The 21746-nt window shown below is 50.8% G+C and carries 19 protein-coding genes; 11 read left to right on the top strand and 8 right to left on the bottom strand.

Annotated features, from left to right (window positions below):
- Nucleotides 1-129 precede the first annotated feature (129 nt).
- Entirely contained in the window at nt 130-1170 is a 1041-nt protein-coding gene (locus tag HP572_RS09725; RefSeq protein WP_205555062.1) for a DUF481 domain-containing protein, read from the top strand.
- A gap of 80 nt (nt 1171-1250) precedes the next feature.
- Here HP572_RS09725 and HP572_RS09730 read toward each other — a convergent pair whose 3' ends face one another.
- The gene (locus tag HP572_RS09730; RefSeq protein ID WP_205555063.1) at nt 1251-1934 is read right to left on the bottom strand and encodes a gamma-glutamylcyclotransferase; all 684 of its coding nucleotides are present in this window, start codon (nt 1932-1934) and stop codon (nt 1251-1253) included.
- Between the two features lie 422 nt (nt 1935-2356).
- On the opposite strand from HP572_RS09730, the gene HP572_RS09735 reads away from it, so the two are divergent.
- The 3 genes from HP572_RS09735 to dauA all read left to right on the top strand — a co-directional run bounded on the left by HP572_RS09735 (nt 2357) and on the right by dauA (nt 6477).
- On the top strand, nt 2357-3160 hold the full coding sequence (locus tag HP572_RS09735) for a siderophore-interacting protein (RefSeq protein ID WP_240585487.1): 804 nt from the start codon (nt 2357-2359) through the stop codon (nt 3158-3160).
- 349 nt (nt 3161-3509) lie between these two features.
- Nucleotides 3510-4610 carry a sodium-potassium/proton antiporter ChaA gene (chaA, locus tag HP572_RS09740; protein ID WP_014915604.1) on the top strand — a complete coding sequence of 367 codons (1101 nt, stop codon included), beginning with the start codon at nt 3510-3512 and terminating at the stop codon, nt 4608-4610.
- A gap of 163 nt (nt 4611-4773) precedes the next feature.
- A complete protein-coding gene (gene dauA / locus HP572_RS09745; protein ID WP_205555066.1) occupies nt 4774-6477 on the top strand; it encodes a C4-dicarboxylic acid transporter DauA in 1704 nt (567 codons plus the stop codon).
- Between the two features lie 38 nt (nt 6478-6515).
- On the opposite strand, the gene HP572_RS09750 is transcribed toward dauA, so the two are convergent.
- Complete coding sequence (locus HP572_RS09750; RefSeq protein WP_240585488.1) at nt 6516-6932, bottom strand: hypothetical protein; 417 nt, start codon at nt 6930-6932, stop codon at nt 6516-6518.
- A gap of 138 nt (nt 6933-7070) precedes the next feature.
- On the opposite strand from HP572_RS09750, the gene folM reads away from it, so the two are divergent.
- The 3 genes from folM (at nt 7071) to HP572_RS09765 (ending at nt 9139) form a co-directional block, all read left to right on the top strand.
- Nucleotides 7071-7793, top strand: coding sequence for a dihydromonapterin reductase (gene folM / locus HP572_RS09755; protein ID WP_240585489.1), 723 nt, complete (start codon nt 7071-7073; stop codon nt 7791-7793).
- Between the two features lie 69 nt (nt 7794-7862).
- Nucleotides 7863-8339, top strand: a complete 477-nt coding sequence (locus HP572_RS09760) for a sigma-70 family RNA polymerase sigma factor (RefSeq protein WP_240585490.1) — start codon at nt 7863-7865, stop codon at nt 8337-8339.
- Nucleotides 8336-9139 carry an anti-sigma factor gene (locus HP572_RS09765; RefSeq protein ID WP_240585491.1) on the top strand — a complete coding sequence of 268 codons (804 nt, stop codon included), beginning with the start codon at nt 8336-8338 and terminating at the stop codon, nt 9137-9139. The genes HP572_RS09760 and HP572_RS09765 overlap by 4 nt, the downstream gene beginning before the upstream one ends.
- 49 nt (nt 9140-9188) lie before the next feature.
- Here HP572_RS09765 and HP572_RS09770 read toward each other — a convergent pair whose 3' ends face one another.
- From HP572_RS09770 to HP572_RS09780, 3 genes are all read right to left on the bottom strand, one after another.
- Nucleotides 9189-9764: a YceI family protein gene (locus HP572_RS09770; protein ID WP_240585492.1), complete on the bottom strand. Its 576-nt coding sequence runs from the start codon at nt 9762-9764 to the stop codon at nt 9189-9191.
- A 234-nt stretch (nt 9765-9998) separates the two neighbouring features.
- A complete protein-coding gene (locus tag HP572_RS09775; protein ID WP_240585493.1) occupies nt 9999-11555 on the bottom strand; it encodes an EAL domain-containing protein in 1557 nt (518 codons plus the stop codon).
- A 326-nt stretch (nt 11556-11881) separates the two neighbouring features.
- A complete protein-coding gene (locus HP572_RS09780; protein ID WP_240585494.1) occupies nt 11882-13084 on the bottom strand; it encodes an immunity 26/phosphotriesterase HocA family protein in 1203 nt (400 codons plus the stop codon).
- Between the two features lie 221 nt (nt 13085-13305).
- Here HP572_RS09780 and rstA point away from each other — a divergent pair, with 221 nt between their 5' ends.
- The 4 genes from rstA to HP572_RS09800 all read left to right on the top strand — a co-directional run bounded on the left by rstA (nt 13306) and on the right by HP572_RS09800 (nt 17376).
- The gene (rstA, locus tag HP572_RS09785; protein ID WP_010276861.1) at nt 13306-14043 is read left to right on the top strand and encodes a two-component system response regulator RstA; all 738 of its coding nucleotides are present in this window, start codon (nt 13306-13308) and stop codon (nt 14041-14043) included.
- Entirely contained in the window at nt 14040-15353 is a 1314-nt protein-coding gene (rstB, locus tag HP572_RS09790) for a two-component system sensor histidine kinase RstB (protein ID WP_226300707.1), read from the top strand. The genes rstA and rstB overlap by 4 nt, the downstream gene beginning before the upstream one ends.
- A 178-nt stretch (nt 15354-15531) precedes the next feature.
- Nucleotides 15532-15942: an acid resistance repetitive basic protein Asr gene (asr, locus tag HP572_RS09795; protein WP_205555074.1), complete on the top strand. Its 411-nt coding sequence runs from the start codon at nt 15532-15534 to the stop codon at nt 15940-15942.
- Nucleotides 15943-16764: 822 nt separating this feature from the next.
- Entirely contained in the window at nt 16765-17376 is a 612-nt protein-coding gene (locus HP572_RS09800; RefSeq protein ID WP_205555075.1) for a helix-turn-helix domain-containing protein, read from the top strand.
- Between the two features lie 60 nt (nt 17377-17436).
- On the opposite strand, the gene HP572_RS09805 is transcribed toward HP572_RS09800, so the two are convergent.
- From HP572_RS09805 to HP572_RS09815, 3 genes are read right to left on the bottom strand one after another with little or no spacing between them, the layout of a single operon-like run.
- Entirely contained in the window at nt 17437-18015 is a 579-nt protein-coding gene (locus tag HP572_RS09805) for a fimbrial protein (RefSeq protein ID WP_240585495.1), read from the bottom strand.
- A gap of 26 nt (nt 18016-18041) precedes the next feature.
- Nucleotides 18042-19079 carry a fimbrial protein gene (locus HP572_RS09810; protein ID WP_240585496.1) on the bottom strand — a complete coding sequence of 346 codons (1038 nt, stop codon included), beginning with the start codon at nt 19077-19079 and terminating at the stop codon, nt 18042-18044.
- 8 nt (nt 19080-19087) lie between these two features.
- Complete coding sequence (locus HP572_RS09815) at nt 19088-21718, bottom strand: fimbrial biogenesis usher protein (protein ID WP_240585497.1); 2631 nt, start codon at nt 21716-21718, stop codon at nt 19088-19090.
- Nucleotides 21719-21746 lie beyond the last annotated feature (28 nt).

Raw genomic sequence — 21746 nt, forward strand, 5'->3', positions numbered from 1 at the left:
GGGTAGAGCATCACTACGATTCCTGTTAATGTTTGCCGTTCCGGACTAAACCGGTTCGTTATCATCGGCTGTACGTCTTTGTCTTTGACGGACATCTCACTACCTGTCACCACTGTTTACTTGGCAATAATGACACTATCCAAACACGCACTCTCTTCCCTCAGCCTGGTTATCGCCCTCTCTGCTGGCATTACACAGAGCCGCGCTGACACCATTTGGCTGAACAACGGCGACAAGCTTACAGGGAAAATCACGCTGCTTGACGGCGGAAAACTCTTTATCAACACCGACTATGCTGGCTCTATTTCTGTAGCCTGGGATAAGGTGAAAACCTTTGAATCCGACCATGGCCTGGTGATTCAAGGCGAACGCTACGAGAAAGGCGTTCTGTATCCGACGATCAAAGCGAGCGAAAACCGCGCCATCGTCGCGAACCCGTCGCTGGCTAACGAAGCCGCCGGTCCGCAGACATTGCCACTTTCTGAAATCACGTCCATTGTCGCGCAGAAGCCGCTGGTGACCGATTTCGCCTGGAAAGGCAACATTGACGCTGGCATGTCGCACAAGAAAAGTTCGACAGAAACCGACAACTACGATGTGACGCTGAACACCAAAGCGCGTCACGATACGTGGCGACACAACCTTGATGCCAGCTACCATTTGGCAAAAGAGGATAAAGTCGAGAGCACCAAGAATGCGGCTGGCGAATATGCACTGGATAAGTTCGTGGATGAGAACTGGTTCTGGCAGGGTCGTTATCAGTACAAACGCGACTGGATTGAAAGCATTAAAATCAACCGCTCGTTCGGTCTCGGTCCCGGTTATCAGTTCTGGGATAACGATTTAGGCGCGTTCTCACTGACATCGCTGGTCAACTCCCAAACCTTCGTCTACCGCGATCAGGGCGATGATGACTTCTACTCCGGTGCGATTAAGTGGGCGTACAACCGCTACCTGTTCAGCAAGTCGGTTGAAGCCTTCACCAACGGTGAATTGGGTCGTTCATTTGATGGCACTGCGCCAATCTATCTGAAAGCGGATGCAGGCCTGCGCTTCAAGCTGACCGACTGGTCTTCTATGAGCATGAAGGTGTCACGTACCCGTATCGAAAGTAATCAGGGGAATGTTGACGACACGCTGTACACCATGGGTGTTGGCGTCGGCTGGTAAGTCAGTCGCTTCACATTGTCTCAAGGTGAACGGCGAGCTCGTCGTTCACCTCAATGCTTCCACTCATCGCGGTTTCGTTATTAACCGTTCCCTGCTGCCGCAGAACACGACTGTTGCAGGATGCGCACCCGCTGTGCCAATTCGCTCACGCTTTCGTCTTCCGTTCCGTGATGCTTCAACTCTTGTTCGAGTGCAAACAGATATTGCGCATTGGTGCCAAGCGGACCGCTCGCGCGCGCAATCAGCGGGGCAACGCTCTGAATGCAGGTATCATTTTCGTTGAGGGGATGCTCCGGCTCGGAGACAAACACCAGCGCCGTCAGCGGTGCGCCGTTCTTGCGATGCAGTTCGCACCAGAGCGGACGATAGCAGCCCGTCAGCATTTCACGCTTCCACAGCAGCTCGAGGTCTTCACGCAATGAGGTTTCTGGCAGTCGGAAAGCCAACCCCGTCGTTTGCCCACCGGGTTTCAGCGCCAGCATCCGCCCCGGCTGCGTTACCGTGCCGCGACCGATGGTCAGGCGCAGACAAAAGGCTCGCTGCCACCCCGCCAACGTAGCCAGACAGGTTTCTTCGGCGTCAAAAACCGGATTCCACATGAGCGAACCATAGCCAAACACCCAGACAGGACAGCTATTTGGCCGGAGCGCCAGCGTCCTGTCCAACGAGTCAGCCCGCTGTTGCGGAGTGAGAAGTAAGGTTTCTTCAATACAACCAAAAGACGTTCTACAATCTGCTTTCTGCAAAAAATCGCGTGTTAACACTACTTACTACCCCCAACCTTACTCTTTTACTGCTCGTCAGATCGGCTCTCGCCCTGCGTGTAAAAACCTAACTGCTTCATCTGCTTAATTTTACAACACTATCTATATTGAGGTTATTCATTTATGGCTTTGCGATCAAGTTTGATACTGGTCACAAAGACTGAAAAAGTTCGTGATAATGTTTCACTCACGCTCTATATCAACTAATCGGCAACTCACCGCCAGACTTGACGCATTCCTGATACAAACCTCATTTTTGTGACGTCAGGAGCCTGCCGTATGCTCGACGAGAAAGCGCTCAACGCCAATAAAAAGTATCGGCGGCGACAAGAATAATAACGGGCAGACATCAAATGATAATAATTATCATCTCATGTTATTATCGTCCTTAATTTGGAATCGACTATCTACGGAGACACTGAATGGCAACGCCGCGTCAGCCTGTTTTAGTTCAGGTTAAACACATCCACGATATTTCACCTCATTTACGCTGCATTACTTTCCATCACGACGCGCTGCGCGATTATCCGACCGAGCGATACGGTGCACACATCAAACTCTTTCTGCCTCAGGCTGGACAGCAAAAACCGGCTCTGCCCGCGATTGGCGAACGCGGCCCGATCTGGCCAGAGGGCGAAGCCCGCCCCATCGTTCGCACCTATAGCGTCCGTACGGTGCGCCCGGAGGATGCGGAGCTGGATATGGTTTTCGCGCTGCATGAACACGCTGGGCCTGCCGTCACTTTTGCCCGTCAGGCCAAGCCCGGCGACTGGGTCGGCATTTCGCAACCCGGTGGCCCGCTCCCGATGTTGCCGCCAGCGGCCGCTTATTATCTGGCTGCTGACCCGTCATCGTTCCCCGCGCTCATGGCGCTGCTGGAGAATCTGCCTGATGACGCAACGGGGCATGCGGTCATCCGTGTCGACAGCGAGGCGGATAAACTTGATATCGCTAAACCAGCACAGCTTCAGCTGCATTGGATTATCGGCGGAACGGACGTGACTGATGCACTGTTGCAGCAGTTTCAGGCACTTCCGACGGCTGAAAATGCATTTTACTGGTTAGCGGGTGAAGATCGCATCGTGGTTCAGCTCCGTCGCCACGTGCGCCGTGAACGCGGGTGTGAACGAAATCAGATGTATGCCGTCCCTTATTGGCGAGAAGGGCTAAATGAAGAGGATTATCATCATAAACGTCACGATATTATGGACAATCCTGACGAATAACCACAAAAAAATACATTTGATATTATCATGATAGGGAGAAGACACGCAGATTCTCCCTTTTCATTTGAATTTCATATCAAAGCGTAAAAATCCGTAAAACTTCCCGCATCAGCATGACAATCTGTTATCATATTGTTCGTTTTATTACGTTATAACTACTTTCTAGTAACCTTTTGCTGTTTATTGTTGTTCTACCCCCTTAATAAAGGGCTTACGACCTGAATAAAGGATTTTACGACCACAATAAATGGCTTTATGCCCTAAATAGTTTGAGCTGCCAGTATGCTGGCTTGAAATATAACGGGGATATTTTGCCGTATCATTCCTCTGGATAAGGAGAACTCCCGCAATGAAGTCTCATGCTGAGGTGGTCAAAACTCGCCATCATGAATACTCACTCATTTTTCCTGTTATTGCGCTGGCCGTGCTCTACATGTGGGGCACTTCACAAAATTTTGTCGCCATTCTCGGCATCAACGCCATCGCGCTAGCCGGGATACTGTTCAGCGCCTTCAGCGTGGTACGTCACGCCGACGTGCTCGCACACCGTCTGGGTGAACCCTACGGTTCATTGATCCTCAGCCTATCCGTCGTCATTCTTGAAGTCAGCCTGATTTCAGCACTGATGGCAACCGGTGACGCTGGCCCGGACCTGATGCGTGACACTCTCTATTCTATCATCGTCATTGTCACCGGTGGTCTGGTCGGTTTTGCCCTCTTACTCGGCGGCCGTAAATTCGCCACACAGTACGTCAACCTCAGCGGCATCAAGCAGTACCTGATGGCGATTTTCCCATTAGCCGTGATCGTGCTGGTTTTTCCCAGCGCCCTACCTGGTGGTAATTTCAGCGTAGCGCAATCGCTGATTATTGCCGCTATTTCTGCAGCGATGTACGGCGTTTTCCTGCTGATTCAAACGCGTACGCACCAAAGCCTATTTGTGTATGAGCATGAAGACGAAGGCGATGGCGACGATCCGCACCATGGTAAACCGTCCGCGCACAGCTCACTGTGGCACACTGCCTGGCTGCTGGTTCACCTGATTGCCGTTATCGCGGTAACTAAAACAAACTCGATGCCACTGGAAACGCTGCTGACCGAAATGAACGCACCGACGCAGTTTACCGGCTTCCTGGTCGCGCTATTAATTCTCTCTCCTGAAGGGCTGGGAGCAATCCGCGCCGTCCTGAAAAATCAGGTACAGCGTGCCATGAACCTGTTTTTCGGTTCCGTGCTGGCAACCATTTCACTGACGGTCCCTACCGTTACGATCATCGCCATGCTGACCGGCCGCACGCTGAACTTCGGTCTGGATATGCCGCACATTGTCGTGATGCTGTCGGTACTGGTGCTGTGCCACATTACGTTCTCCACCGGCAGAACCAACGTGTTGAGCGGCAGCGCGCATCTGGCACTTTTTGCCGCCTATCTGATCACCATCACGCTGTAATTCCCCTGCCGACGCGGTTTTCGCCGCGTCGGCCTCGCCAAAAACCACTTCTCTTGATGTATATCTGGATCTTCTGAGTGCGTCCGGCGTATCGTAAGGCTGTCGTCGACGGACCGGCAGGCCCGCCATATTGATTTACCTCCTTACTTTGGTTTCTGCTTAGATGAAAACGCACGGAATTAACGGCGTCAGGCCGTTCAGCGCACTGATCGATGCGTGCTGGCGCGAAAAATATACGCTACAACGTTTTATCCATGACATTATCGCTGGCGTGACCGTCGGCATCATCGCCATACCGCTGGCGATGGCACTGGCGATTGCCAGCGGCGTTCCTCCGCAGTACGGGCTATATACATCAGCCATTGCGGGGATTGTCATCGCCGTCAGCGGCGGCTCACGCTACAGCGTCTCTGGCCCGACGGCCGCCTTCGTCGTCATTTTATATCCGGTGTCGCAACAGTTTGGGCTATCCGGCCTGCTGGTTGCCACCTTGCTATCCGGCGTATTTCTGCTGCTGATGGGGCTATGCCGCTTTGGCCGTCTGATTGAATACATTCCGCTTTCCGTGACGCTGGGGTTCACCTCCGGGATCGCTATCACCATCGGTACTATGCAAATCAAGGATTTTTTCGGCTTGCAGATGGCGGTAGTCCCCGAGCATTACGTCGAAAAAGTAGCGGCGCTGGCGCAATCGCTGCCGACCCTGCACCTTGCTGATACGCTGATTGGCGCAACAACGCTGCTGGTTCTCATCGTCTGGCCCAGACTCGGTATTCGCCTGCCCGGTCATTTGCCTGCGCTGCTGGCAGGCGTCGCGGTGATGGGGATCATGTCACTGTTTGGTGAAAATGTGGCCACCATCGGTTCCCGATTCAGCTATATGCTAGCGGACGGTTCGCAGGGGCAAGGGATTCCACCTATCCTGCCGCAGCTCATTCTGCCGTGGGATATTCCGTCGCCGGATGGGAAAACGATGACGCTGGACTGGCAAAGTATTTCCGCGCTGCTGCCTGCGGCGTTCTCTATGGCGATGCTGGGGGCGATTGAGTCGCTGCTGTGTGCCGTTGTGCTGGACGGGATGACGGGCAAAAAACACAATTCTAATGCGGAGCTGATGGGTCAGGGCTTCGGTAACATCATCGCGCCTTTCTTTGGCGGCATTACCGCGACCGCAGCGATTGCCCGCTCCGCCGCTAACGTGCGCGCGGGGGCAAACTCGCCGATCTCCGCCGTGATCCATGCGCTGCTGGTGTTACTGGCGCTGCTGATCCTTGCGCCGTGGCTGTCTTATCTGCCGCTGGCGGCAATGGCATCGCTGCTGCTGATCGTCGCCTGGAACATGAGCGAAGCGCACAAAGTGGTGGATTTGCTACGCCACGGACCGAAAGACGACATTATCGTGATGCTGCTCTGTATGTCGCTGACCGTGCTGTTCGACATGGTGATCGCGATTACCGTCGGTATCGTACTGGCATCCCTGCTGTTCATGCGACGCATCGCGCAGATGACCCGTCTGAGCGAACTACCGGACACTAAAATCCCGGATCATCTGGTACTGCGCGTTAACGGCCCGCTGTTCTTTGCTGCGGCGGAACGCATCTTCAACGATCTAACCGTGCGCAGCGAAGGCTATCAAAATATCATCTTACAGTGGGATGCGGTGCCGGTGCTGGATGCTGGCGGACTCAATGCGTTCCTGCGCTTTAGTGAAACGCTGCCTGAAGGTAAACAGCTCATCATCACCGATATTCCCTTCCAGCCGTTAAAAACGCTGGCACGGGCAAAGGTTCATCCGATTGAAGGGCGGCTCAGCTTCTACGGTTCACTCGCACAGGCGATTGAGGCGACGACGGTGCGCTCAGCGTAGCGGAAACAGAATAGAAATAGTGTGCGGGCCACGCCGTGCTAATGCTGCACGGCTGGCATCTTGAATCGGACGGACAAGCGTTCGTCCCGCAGCGTTAAATCGAGCGCTACGTCACATTCGCAGCTAATGGCGCTCAGTTGCTCGTTCGTCAGCGAATAAGGCAGTTGGATATCAAACGCGGTCAGACCTTGCTGGCGTGCCAGCGTAATCAGCCTGATGATGTTAGTTTCGTCACTCACCTGCGTAGAAAGCACCTGTAGCGCCAGTCCCTTCAGCCGCTCGGTTGGCGCACTCTGCCGAGCCGGAGCCATCTTGGTTACCATGCCAAAAATCGGCATCACGCCGTACATCGCATCCACGAAACGCCAACGTTTCTTGCACAATGCTGCTAAATAATCCGTATAGTCCAGACAGAGTGGCTCACTGGAACTTGTAGACTCAGGGGACTTTTCCATATTCCCTTTTCTCCTCTTCGCCAGTGGTTTGCCGCACACTACCCTGACGGGTATAAAACCGTAAACAATATGGTGGTTAATTCAGGTATATTGTCACGCTTTGCCCCCTTTTGACTAGCGTGTTGAGGAGACCTAATTGTGACAACTTTTTCTTCTGCTCCCGTGTTAATTACCGGCGGCGCACGGCGTATTGGCCTGGCGCTGGCGCGTTCGTTTCTGGCCCAGTCGATTCCGGTCATCATCAGCTATCGCACGCCTTATCCTGAACTGGAGACGCTACAGCAAGATGGTGCCGTTTGTCTGACCGCCGATTTTTCCACCACGGAAAACATCTATGCGTTTGCGGGGCAAATCCAGGCGCTCACACCGCGGTTGCGCGCCATTATTCACAATGCCAGCCGCTGGGAGCCTGAAAGCCCCACCACACCGCCAGAAAAAACGCTGGCCGATATGCTGCAAATTCATGTCTATACGCCCTATTTACTCAACCAACTGCTGGAAACCTGCCTGCGTGGGCAAGGCATCGCGGGTGCAGATATCATTCATCTGACGGATTACGTGGTAGAAAAAGGCAGCGATAAGCACATTGCCTATGCCGCCAGCAAAGCGGCGCTGGATAACATGACGCGGTCGTTTGCCCGCAAGCTGGCACCCGAGGTGAAAGTCAACGCGATCGCCCCCGGCCTCATCCTGTTTAATGAAACGGATGACGAATCCTATCGTCAGCAGGCGCTGGAAAAGTCATTGATGAAAATTGCCCCCGGTGAAGAAGAAATTGTCCGGCTGGTGGATTACCTGCTCAGCAGCCGTTACGTCACTGGGAAAACGCTAGGCGTTGATGGTGGACGGGCTTTGCGTTAATTCCCTGAGTATCAATGTGAGGATAAGCCAATCACCACCAGCGACGTTCGCCAGCAGCTTACTGCTCATTTGACGCGCCTGTGGCGCTATGGACTGGTGCTGTCGCGCAGCCATGAGGTGGCAGAAGAGCTCGTCCAGTCCACCTGTGTGCGCGCACTTGAAAAAAGCGGGCAATTTACCCCCGGCACACGTATCGACAGATGGCTGTTCTCCATTCTCCATTCGATATGGATTTCCGAACTGCGCGCTCATCGCGTACGTCTGGGGCAAGGGTTTGTCGAAAGCGAAGCCCTATTGGCCCCGGATACCCAAGAGCAGAATGATGACTGTCGGCATTACCAGAAAATCATGCAGCGCGTCAGCGCGCTTCCAGAAGCGCAGCGCAATACCGTCTTTTTAGTTTATGTCGAAGGATTTACCTATCAGGAGGCAGCGGACACGCTATCGGTACCCATCGGCACCATTATGAGCCGACTGGCCACCGCACGAAGTACGCTGGCAAAACCAGCTGATGCTCTGCCTGCTGCAAAGGAGAAACGGTCTTGAAACCCATGCGTTTTACGCCCCCCTACGGTGATGAAGCCATCGTTGCCTGGTTGGATGGTGAGATGGATGACGACGATGCACAACAATTCGCGACACAGTTGGAAAAAGACGAACAACTTGCCGAGCGCACCGCCGAGCTGATGAAAAGCCATCTCGATCTTGAAGAGGCCTTCGCGCCGTTACTCAACAAAGCGCCTAAGGCGAAAATGCAAGCCCGACTTGAGGAACTGCTGACGACGGATCCGGCGTCCGTAAAACCGCCATCGCATGTCGGTGTCAGTCGCCGCTCGCTCATTGCGGCCTCACTCAGTTTCTTGGTGATTGGCTCAGGATTAGGCTACCTTGCCCGTCCTGTTTCGATTGTTCGCAACGACAGTGAGAAAATTCGCGATCTTGAAGCGCAGTACATGTCACTGTACAGCCCCGAAACCCTGCTTGATGCGGACAGTTCCTTACCTACCTTACAGCGTGGACTGTCTCGTGCCGCTCAAGAGATTGGGCTGCCACTCAATGAACGGCAACTGACGCTTCAAAGCGCGGAGCTGAAAATAGTGCGTATGCTGCGCTACGACAGCACCGCCATTGCACAGATTGCCTGGATGCACGCCGAATATGGCCCCATGGCGTTGTGCATTTCTCCCGATCGGGGAGCAACTGCTTCTGCACTTAACAATGAACAACGCCATGATATGCATGTCGTCTGGTGGCACAATCGCGGCTATCAGTTCGTTTTAATTGGCCGTAACCCTGTACCGCAACTGACTGAAAGCGCGCTCAGGCTGCAAACTTCTCTGGCCTAGTCATTGATGCTCCCGCCACTCGCTGATCCCCTTGAGTAGCGGGAAATGTTTATGCGGTGTGTCGTGCTTTCGCCTGGATATCAATACTGATTGCCACGCGATCATCAACTACCCCGGTAAAGCGATCCATATTAAAAGCCGATCGAGAAATCGCCGTGGTGGCATGGAGAGACAACGCGTCTTCGCCAGATGCGTTTCCGTCATGTTCTTCGAGCGTGGCGTCCAGAATAACTGGGCGTTGAATATTTTTTACCGACAGTGAACCAAAAACCCGAAAATGACCATGACCGAGTGCGACCACCCTGCTGCTGGTGAACGTGATATCGGGATAGTGCTCAGCATCAAAAAACAGGCTGCTTTTTAACTGGTAAGTCAGCAGGCCGTTGGAAGCCTGTAGCGTCGTGATGGGGATTTTCACATCAATACGGTCATTTATTTCCTTTTCCGCATCCAGTGTGATGTTGCCCGTCACGCCGTCGAGAGAAGCCTGTGAAAGATGACCAAATGCTTGCCATGAAAGCGCGATGGCGGTTTTATCCGTGGCAATGGTGTAGTTGAGAGGCATAGCGTGCAACAGTGGGCTGATGAGCAGCCCGGCGGCCAAAACGGGAACGATGCGCGTCATAACAGGGTTCTCCTAAAAGTAGACAACGTGTAAACGCACCAACGAACGAATTTATTCGGCCAATTTTCATTATTTTTCTCGATGCTGAGAAAACACCTAGCATTGATGGTGGGTAGGCTTTGCGTTAAAGCCCCGCTACAAAGACATGGCCGGATATTTCTCGCCATGTCTTCTCTTACATCTTGTGCGGCCGTTAAGTTAATGCTCTTAACGTGAGGAGGACAAGCATAAAAATCAGGGACACACTACGTGACTTTTCCCCTGAGTGATTAACAGGCTTTCAATATTTTTTGCTGACAGTGAGCGATAAAAAAACCACCCCTGAATTAAGCAGTTTGCATCAATTTCTCTGGCAATCGCTAATTGCTCAGCATCTTCAACGCCTTCAAAAACGATGTTCTTCCCCATATCTTTAATGAGCGAGCAAATTGCATGCAATATCTTTTCTTTATTCTTGTTGTCCAGGTTTTTCATTAACGAACCGTCAAGCTTAACTTCATCAAATCTGAAACCGGTAAGCCATGCTAAGTTGGAATTCGCCACGCCAAAATCATCAATCGCCAGTTTGATGTTCATTTTTGCGACATGTTCAGCAAAAAGCTGGATTTCCTTTTGCGATAGCTGGCAGCGTTCTGATATTTCCAATTTTATTTGAGCAGGCTCAACACCATGTGAAGCACATATCTCAATCAATCGGCTTATGAAATTTGGTTCGTTAATTTCATGATCGGTTATATTTATAGACAGCGTCAGTTCTCTGTTTTCATTGAGAACAGCAGCCATTTCTTTCACTGAAGTTTTTATTACAAAATCAGATATCTTTGAGTAAAACCCGATTTTTTCCGAAACCTTTATAAAGACCTCAGGAGAAACAAAGCCATGTACGCTATCACGCCATCTGACTAGCGCCTCAAGACCCGCTATTTTCCCATCAATGGCATTCACCATCGGTTGATATTCAAGAAAAACATCCCCTCTCTTGATGGATTTCTTCAAGCGGGATTTCAGCGATTGTCTTTTATCGACAATATTTAAACAGAAGAAAGTCAGAAACCCACCCAGCATCAATGCAGCCATCATAGCAAAAGACAGGAGGCCAGGTGTAAGCGACAGCAGCCCGCTGCGCGCATTTTGAGCCATCACGCAAAACAGCCACTGGGGACTACACAAGCTGGCGTTGGCGGTAAATATTTTACTCAGTAACGGATTACCCGAAGCAACATATTCCTTCGAGTTCGATTCAAAATACTTTTGCGATTTATCCACTGATGTCATAACGAAATATCCATCAGTGACCGTATTCAATATACCTTCATAAGTTCCCCGCGCGACAAATACCGCAGCATGACCTTGATAGAGGCCGATATTGTTATACAGCGTTTTGCTATTGTTTTTCACTTCAATTAATGCTGGTTGATTGTTTTTCGTTTCATTTTTCACAGTAATATGCAGAGGAGGATTCACTTCCCCCCAAAAGGCACTGCAATAAATACGATTTTCTTTTAAAGAAGCAACATCTTCAATGTTGAGATGACGCCATCTTATCATTCTTAATTGTTCAATATAGTTTGGCGAACAAATATCATCATCAATAGCGTTAATATCACCCAAAGCAGACAGTGCCTGCTCCGCTAACATTTCAGCCTGAAAGCGTAACTTTTCAGAGCGCAATGTTAATTTGCTTTCCTGATGGTTAACCAATAATTCATTTAATGAAAATAAAAAAGACGATGAGATAAAAGCCATCATAAAAATGGTTGTTGTTATCTTTTTAAATCCTGAAAAACGCATCGCAATCCAATGTCAGTTAATGCTCAAAAGAGCATTTAAATCCAGGCCAGCGATAGTAACCAGATGAAATTTTCGTGTCCAGTTCTTTCAAAAACACACAGTTAAAATTAGCACGTTTTTATAATTCACTGCGGTTAATAAATCAGCTCCATTTTATTAAGCAATGTCGATTAAAAAACCATGTAAGTAACCATTTGATTACATAAAGAAATAACCACCAGTGACACATTAATGTATTTTATATACATTAATAGCGATAATTATTGCACCACCGCAGCCCACTGGCATGCACGCGCCCGAAAGCACGTGCACCGAGATAGCAGGTATTATTTCGTCTCTTTTTTCTTCACTCGCGTCTTACGCTGGTACGCTTTATTATCGGCGACATACGCCAGATAGGCCGCACGCGTCAGCCCGCCAGTACGCTGGGCAAAGGCATCGTAGGTCGTATCCGGTGGAAAACCAAACTCGGCCAGTGCCTGCTCCCATGCTTCACGATGTTCCGGGTTGTGCAGCGTTTTATCATAGCCAGGGAAGCCTTTATCAGCGAAGCATTCGGCGGATACGCCGCTATAGGCTCCATTATTCATATAGCTACGTCCGGCTTTAAAAGCGGTATCCTGACTGGCCTTATTGATCGAGCAAGGCCCCCACGATAGACGATAGTCGCTTTTCTGTGCGCTAATGCTTGGGCCATAGCCAACGGGGAACAGAATGTCACCTTCCGACAACGTTTTCGATCCCACATACTCATAGTTACCGCGCAGAAACGAGTTATCCATAACAATCCAGCACTTCTCAGACAAGGACGATGCCACAATCTCCGACAGAGGGAGATTACGCTCGGTTGTGCGAAGAAGATAAGGTCGGACAAACAGCGGCATCGTCATCACATCATTCCAGATGCTGTGTTCCGCAAACAGCTCATCCTTTTGCATCTGACGCAGGTTACCAATAACCAAAACATACCCATCGGTATGTAAGTCTATTTCGACCCGAAAGATGTCGCCCGGAACCGTTTTATGCTGCTGATTTTTCATCCTCATCAGCCGTTCCAGCTTGTGCGCATAATCAGACGGTAACCGTTCGCGATAAGTGTGCAGCCAGTCGACAATCTCTGCTTTGCTGGTCAAATGACGGCATTCCGGCAACGGTAGTCCGATGGAATTGCGGTAATTGCTGGCGCTGATATAACCGTAGCTTCCCGAATTCAGCGTTCTGACGCCTGCGGAAAACACAATGCCATCGGCCATCACGCTGGAAACGCTGGTGTACGTCAGCTTCTTTTCTTTACCGCGCGCGGTTCTCGGCAGAATAACGTCACGTCCGCGCGTGTGAATAATGACGTCTTCTTCCTGATAAGTTAACTCGGTGGCGGTAATGCGCTTACGGATCGTGTCGCCATCGAAGCAGATAAAATAGCCGTCACGTACGGTTAAAATATCCCATTCAGACGAGAGCGGTTCCAGCCCGAAATAAGGACGTAAGGCTTCCTGCATCCAGCTATTTATCTGATCAATCGGTTTCATCTTCAGCGCGGTTCCCAGTGGAATAATCGGTCATTATGTCGTGACTGCTCTCGGTAAACGCCGAGGGTCAGGTGCGATATCGCCTAAAAAAAGCACGCCCGGCAGCTTATCTAATTTGGGTAAGTAAACAAACACTTAACACCCATTTACGCTTCATTTCTCGTTTATCGCCTATCATCAGGCTATGCTATCAACAGTGAGTTGGGGATAACGTAGATACCATGCATAAGATTGTTTTTATAGAAGATGATACCGAGGTGGGAAAATTGATCGCCGCTTACCTCGGCAAGCATGACATTGATGTTCAGGTTGAAGCGCGGGGCGATCAGGCATTGGCCTTTATTGAACAGCAGCAGCCCGACCTTGTACTGCTGGACATCATGCTGCCCGGCAAAGACGGCATGACGATCTGTCGGGAATTGCGGCCACAGTACAGCGGCCCGATTGTGCTGCTGACCTCGCTGGACAGCGACATGAATCATATTCTGGCGTTGGAAATGGGTGCCGATGATTACATTCTGAAAACCACACCCCCCGCCGTGTTGCTCGCCCGCCTGCGCCTGCATTTGCGGCAATACGCAGCGGCACCACAGGCCGTGACGGAAAACGCCGCGCCCGCCGCGTTGCAGGTGCACAAATCCCTGCACTTCGGCCTGCTCTGTATCGATCCGGTCAATCGGGAAGTGACATTAGGGCAAGAGCACATCGTGTTATCCACCGCGGATTTCGATCTGCTCTGGCAATTGGCGACCCATGCAGGCCACATCATGGACCGGGATGCGCTGCTGAAAAATCTGCGCGGCGTGACCTACGACGGCATGGATCGCAGCATTGACGTCGCGATCTCCCGCCTTCGTAAGAAACTGTACGACAACCCGCTGGAGCCGTTCCGTATAAAAACGGTGCGCAACAAAGGTTATCTGTTTGCCCCCAATACCTGGGAGAGCGTCACGCTATGAGAAAGCTGTTCGTCCAGTTTTTTCTATTACTGTTCGCCTGCTTTGTCGTCATGACACTTCTGGTCGGGCTGGTCTATAAAGTCACGGCCGAACGCGCCGGACGTCAGTCCATGGATGACCTGATGAAAAGCTCGCTGTATCTCATTCGTAATGAGCTGCGCGCGATTCCGCCTCGCGACTGGCATAAAACCATCAGCCAGCTTGATTTAAACCTGTCATTCAAACTGCACATCGAACCGGTGAGCAAATATGCGCTGAGCCCCAAGAATCGGCAGCGTCTGAATCAGGGAGAAATTATCGCGCTGGATGATGAATACACGTTTATCCAACGCATTCCCCGCAGCCACTACGTTCTTGCCGTCGGCCCTATTCCTTATTTGTTCTTCCTGCACGAAATGCGGCTGCTGGATTTACTGTTGGTGATGCTCATCGGGCTATCGCTGGCACTGCCGGTTTTCCTCTGGATGCGGCCGCACTGGCAGGCCATGCTAAAACTGGAGAATGCCGCGCAGCGCCTCGGGGACGGTCATCTGGAGGAGCGTATTCATTTCGATAGCACCTCAAGCCTGTATCGGCTTGGCGTCGCCTTCAACCGCATGGCGGATAACCTGAATCAGCTCATCAACAGCAAAAAGCAGCTGATTGACAATATTGCGCACGAACTGCGTACGCCGCTGGTCAGGCTGCGCTATCGGCTGGCCATGAGCGACAACCTGACAGAAGACGAGCAGCAGGCGTTAAACCGGGATATTGGTCAACTCGAAGCGCTGATTGACGAGCTACTGACATATGCCAGACTCGACCGCCCGCAGGTGACGCTGCATCTTGCCGATATCGATATTCCTTCGTGGCTACAGGCAAAAGTTGACGATTTCCGCCTGATCCACCCTGACAAACACATCTCGCTGGACATGCCCCATTCGGCACGGATTGGGGCGCTCGATCTACGCCTGATGGAACGGGTGCTGAATAATCTGATCGGCAATGGGCTGCGCTTCTGCCACAGCCGATTGCATATCAGCCTGACATCCGACGCCGAGCATATCGCGTGTCTGCAAGTCGAAGATGACGGCCCCGGTATTCCGCCCGACAGCCGGGAAAGCGTGTTTGAACCGTTTGTCCGTCTGGAAGCGGGTATCGAGAACAGCAGCGGCGGATGTGGACTGGGCCTGGCGATTGTTCATGCTATCGCCCGGGCTTACGACGGCAGTATTACCGTGGATGACAGCCCGCTCGGCGGAGCCCGTTTCCGTTTTTGCTGGCCAGTAAAAACCGCAACAACGCAGGCCGCAATCGCCGTTCAGCACTAGCACCGAGACGGCGGTAACCCCGCCGTTTTTCCCTGCCTTTCCCACTTTTTCTGGCTTGTACATTAGGTTACACGCCGAAACCAATCACTCACTGAAGCCGCCCGCTGTTTCTCCTATTCTCTCTCTACCGGCCCAGCTGAGGGCTACGAAACGTGAATGAGATAACGAGGAAATGAAGATGAATAAAGTATTAGTTATGATCGCAGGTGCGGCACTGGGTCTGTCCTCTGTAGCGTTTGCCGCGGATACCGTAACCAGCGCACCAGCTCAGCCTACAGCGACCACGTCTGCTCCGGCTAAAGCCGCTCACCATAAAAAACCGGTGAAGAAAGCTCAACCAGCTCCTGCCCAGAAAGCGCAGGCTGCTAAAAAACACGTGAAGAAAGCCAAGCCAGCCCCTGCGCAGAAAGCACAGGCCGCTAAAAAACACGTGAAGAAAGCCAAGCCAGCCCCTGCTCAGAAAGCACAGGCCGCTAAGAAACACGTGAAGAAAGCTAAACCAGCCCCTGCTCAGAAAGCGCAAGCTGCCAAGAAACACGTGAAAAAAGCGAAAACGGCAAAACCAGCGACCACTACGCCAGCAGCGTAATCGGTAAGCACCCACGCCTTCCCCACGGGGAAGGCGTCACTTTCAGTTAGCCCTATTTGAATCCTATCTCTAAGGGCTTGCCGTAGAACAATCATCAAACACCCGGTTTACCGGGTGTTTATTTCATCGGGGGACAGGAAAATGATGCGTCGTTACTCATTTGAAATTATGTTATCCCTCGTTCTGCTCTGTGGCATTATCACCCTGAGTTTTTTTCTCTAATCCTCAGTATTCCTCTCTCACCCGACTATCCCCGTATTTTCAATATCGAAACCATACGTAGAGACAGCCTCACGCCGCTTTGATAACAAGTCTCATTAACAGTGTTATTTCTTGGTATAATTTAATAGCTTTCGTTCCTGTTTGACAGGTCAAACCAGATAAAACAACCATCCAAAACGAATAATATCAATACCTTATAAATACACACCTGACCTGCAATGACAAATAATCCAATAACAATTGAATTATCTAAATCTTAAACTACAATTTCGAAATCAATAATAATTAACATTAAATCTCAACTTAAATTTATTATTAAAAATAAAGCACACTAACTACAAGGTTTAATTCCCTAAGATATCATGACATAAAAAACAACGCTGTATTCCGGTGTTGCCTGTCATTTCATGGTACTAATGAAACATTAACTATATAGCCATTTAAACTAATGAGGCCTTTATTGATAAAAAGACAATAATATATTTAGTCGAATGTGGATTGACTTTCAAAACCGCACAATTAATTACATACCTTTAAGGAACTGACATTCATCATAAGACGAAATGGACGCGTTATAACTCCATCATGTACAGGTTTTAAATGAAAGAATTAAATACATCTATTTTTCGCATCACAAAAATACTTTCTCCACACAGCAATATCGCAACCCCAACCAAGGTTATTAAAGGGAAACGGCTCTATTTCTTTTATCCATCAGGGGAGCAAGTTATTTACTTCCTGGATGAAGGAACATTCTTAATGAAGCAATCCATCGATGATAAGGTTATTTCTGTTATCTTATCACCGGCTATCATTGGCTGGTCCATGGTGACACTTGATGGTGGCGAACTCTATCTGGAAAGGGTCGATTATGGGAAAATTCGTAGTATTCCTTTCAATACCGCCATGCGCATCATTACGGCTTATGAACGTTTCGATGATGTCTTAACGATCGTTAACACCGGCTTTCATGCACTGATCGATCACTGTATTGGGAATCATGGCGATTCACTTTCTATCGTGCATAAAATGCTACGTTCGCTGAATCAGCTTCCCCCCGATGTCAAACTCCGCTTTTCTGCGCTGTCCTATATTTCTCAACGGACATCACTATCAAAAAGCACGATAAAACGGGGGCTGAAACAACTGCAACAACAAGGTTTACTCACGTTGGAACGCGGTAAATTACGCCACCTCACAGAATATAATTAAATAATCACTTACGACGGGTCGCCTGACCCGTCACGTCTCTTCAATACCGTCTTCCAACGTTTACTGATAGGTTAAGGTAAATGTTGCATCCGCATTTGCAGAACCGACCGTGACGGGCGTACCAATCGCAACATACTGCCCATAAAACACTAGCGGCACGCGCGCAGCGTTTGCCGACAGCGCATAAACGGGTGTCGGTTGACCAAGCGCCAACCGCCGGCGTTCGCTATCCAGTATCGCCACGGCAACATTAGTCGCACTGCTACTGGCGTTAAGCGCAAGCAGCGTACGATCCCCCGCTGGAGCGCTGCCATAAAACGTGATCTCGACGCCAGATGCCGCGACACCGCAGTTCTCCAGTACAATCTCGAAACGTGTAGGATTGGGGCTTTGCGATCCCACCGCAAACTGCTTACTTGGCCAGGTACCGAGGTCAACCGTTTGTTCCTGCGTCCCTGTGCTGACGCTACAGCTGTTCGCCAACAACGTCGCGGTGAGCCGCATATTGGTCAGCCCGAGATCGGCACGGACGGGATGCACGGCACACGTTATAAAGAACAGAGAAACCCAGACGAAATACGCGGCCCATGTTACTCGCGTACGCACCGCGCCAGCCATCACACCCTGAGATCGGTTCATCGATTCCCCCTTTTAGTAAAAACCGACTAGTAAAAATCGACGCGCAGATAGGCATTTGCTGTCGCGACGCCTTCCTGAGGCTTAGTTCCCGTCACGCTGACCGGATACGCAGTAATCGCCACATTAGCACTTGCAGCCTCATCCAGCGTAAAAGGAATCACGCTCGCAATATCATTGGGCGTCAATGGGTTACTTCCATTGTCCGTGACAATAAAGCCGACGTCAGGATTATCAGAAACCACCATATTGCCAGACGATTTATCAGCCTGAAGACGCATCGACATGCTCGCCTGCGCATCAATACCGTTGCAGGCGATACCAATCGTCCGCGTCACCGGTGAAACCCCTTCCGGTTTTTCACCCGCCGTTTTAAACAGCCCTGATGAAATCCCGCCAAAGTCAATGCTGATGATTTGACCCGCATTCAAAACACAACTTTGAGGAACCGTGACCGAACCGCTCATATAGCCAACCACCAGCGGTGACCCCACGCTTTGCCCGCTACCACCCTGATTGCCATAGAGATAAAAAATGGGTGTCATCGGGATGTTGGAAATCCCGACAAACTTGCGTTTGATGCGGAAATTGACCTGAACCCGACTGCCCGTTGTCGCATTCCCGCCGCACAGTCCTGCACAGTTGTTGTTCACATCGGTAAACGGCACATTATGAAAGATACCCGCCGAGGTTCGGTTATAAACAAAAATACGCGATGCCACCTGGAGATAATCATTGCCGGTAATATCAAACCAGTTCACGCCGCTTTCCGTTGACGCCAAAACCAACGATGGACCGGGTTGGGCAGAATAGTAGACCGTATCCCGGTTATTACATGGACCACTTATCGCGTAGGAACCGGCATCGTTTTTTTCATTCCACCCCGTAACATACCCGACATTGTTCTGACTGGAAGCTAGCGCGTAAGTGTAGTCATACATTAAAGGTGAACCGCTTGAGGTCGTGCATTGTATCGCACTGGCCTGGCTGGCAATCCCCAACAAACCCGCCACGCTAACGCCGCGCCACCACATAGCGCTTCGCGCTGCGCCACTGTTCTTTTTCATTAATAATTTCATTGACATACCGCCTTCGCATAGGATATCGGTTGGTTTTCACTGCCGTCTGGAAGAGCGTAGCGAAGCGTGCATTGCTGCTGTGAACCACTTCCCCATGCAACCTTCAGCTCGCCTTCAGGGGTTAGCCCAGACAGAAAGACCTGCCCATCATCACCAACAATACCGGTGCTATCGCTGTCTACACGGGAGACAAGCGCACCAAAAGGAATCGGTCGGCCATTACGCTGCTGTAGCGAAATTAGCGCCCGCCCGCCTTGATAGGCGGTAAAGCTGGCACGAACCATCGCCCCTCGCGTCGGTACAAGGTTGGCGACAGTATTGTTGATCTCAGTGTTTTGATTTAACGAGTTGACGTCGAGGGCGATGCGGTTGTTGCGATAAACGCTGGCGTAAGGAATAACGGCATAGCCACGCCGGTCAGTCTGGATACCGGTGGTATTCTCCACTTTGATACGGCTGGTACCGGGAACTTTGATCAATACATTGGTATCGCCCAACGGCTGACTAAACGTGACTCCATCGGCATGTGCCACCACACCGCCGCTCACCCCATAGTTAAGCTGACGGGTGTTGCGCGTATAGTTGTAGTTGGCGTTGCTGTTGCCATAGGTGCCCTGATAGCCAAGCCCCGCGTTCCCACTATTCCCAATACCGCGATTACCATACCCTTGGGAGACGTTGTAGTTAAGATTGCCATCCGATAGCATCGTGCCACTGAGCCCCACCTGCTGTAACGTGCGTCCCTGATTGTCCGACGTCATGTTGTAGGTGCCGTAAGCCATATTCTGTGAACGCCGCAGGTTAATTCCTTCACGATGTCCACTGAGCCACTGACTCAGTGGAACAGAGAGGTTAAAAGCAAACAGCTGGTTCCGTTCTTCCAGCCCTTGATTTTTGTTATAGCTGTAACTCAGGTTATAGCTCACACCGCGGTACACATTGCTGTAGCCGATTTGCAGCAGATCGTTCGTACCATCGGTATGCCAATAATCCTGCCGGCTTCCCGTTAAAAATAACGACCCCATTCCCTTTCCTAACTGTTGGGTGATATTCATCTGCATCCTGCTTTTTTTCGCGTTATTCAGGTTGTAGTAGTCGCGTACCACAGGTTGAACATCAGTAAAGTCGACCGTATAACCACTCATGTTTTTATAGCTGGCTTCATCCAGCGTAAAAAAACCTTTGGTCGAATAGCGATAACCCAGAATCTGAAAATTCGTCCCCAGATCATTCAGCGATTTGGCATACAGGAAGCGCAGTGACTGCCCTTTATGATTGCTACCATCCGACAACGTGCTATAAGCCTGCGTGAGATCGGCTGAAAATGCGCCCCAGTCGCCAAGGTTCTTCCCCGAACCTAACGTCAGCGCCTGATAATCTTCAGCCAGTTGAGTGCCGCCATACAACGTCACCCCGGCCGAAAGCCCCCAAATCAACGTACCTTGACCAAATAAGGGCTGCTCCTGTTGCGGATTGTTGCTACGGTATTTACCGACCATCGCGGAATATTTCATCCGGTTCTCACGCTGGAGCAGCGGCACAGCGGAATACGGCACGACAAAGCTGTTCGTCGAGTTATCGCTCTCAGTGATGGTTACCTGTAAATCGCCGCTGGATGACGTTGGGTAAAGGTCGGTAATTTCGAACGCACCAGGCGCAACATAAGCCTGATAAATCACATAGCTATTCTGTCGGATGGTGACGCGGGCGTTGCTTTTGGCAATCCCCCTGATCGTTGGTGCAAACCCTCTCAGGCTGTCCGGCAGCATCGCATCATCGGACGCAATCTGTACGCCACGAAATCCCAAACTATCGAAAACCTCGCCGACTGTATTACTGTCGCCGAGAGTCAATTCGCTGCGCCAGGGAATAATGGCTCGCTGTAAATAGGTGCTGACGTGCTGGAATTCGTTATAACGCTGGTTTGCATAGCGGGAATAACGCCAGGTAGAGTAATCGCGCAGTCGCCAACCGTTCCAGTTCACTCCGCTATCAAGATTGAGAAAATAGCTGTCACTGCGAGCATCGCCGTGCGTATTACTTCCCGTGAACTGGTAATTAAATAACGCTGACGTGATGCCCTCATCCCACTCCTCCGGCGAAATGTATCCCCGTCCGGCATTTTTCAGCGCGATTTGCGGCAAGCTGATATTCAATCTCTGGAGTTCAAAGTCAAAGCGCACGCTGGCATCGGGAATCGCCTGAGGCACGTTGATGCACGCGGAAGCGGGTTCATCACGCAAGGAAGAAAACGATTGCAGATTGACATTAAGCTGTTCCAGCAACGCTATCGTCAGGCAAGGCTCAAGACCCGTATCGTCACTGGCCGGTTTATCGGATGGCGTGCGTAGTTGAAACGCAATATCACGAGAAACCGCATAGTCTGCATTAACATAAATCTCTACCCGATAGGTGCCCGGCGGTTGCCCTTCACCTTTATCAAAGCGAGAAAGATCGGCAATAGCTGAAGGATCGTCCGATAAAAATGTCGGATTAAAGAAGGTTTCAGCATCGCCAGCGAGTGGGAATGCCATGTACAGCATCACGGCCGGGCACCAGCGCAGGCATGGACGGACTGCGCGATAAGGGGCGGCGGAACGCTGCGGTTTCATCGGTTCTGAACGCATACAAAATTCCTCATCTATGATAGTGAAA

Source organism: Pectobacterium sp. PL64, assembly GCF_022477975.1.
In the GTDB taxonomy this organism is placed as follows: domain Bacteria; phylum Pseudomonadota; class Gammaproteobacteria; order Enterobacterales; family Enterobacteriaceae; genus Pectobacterium; species Pectobacterium jejuense.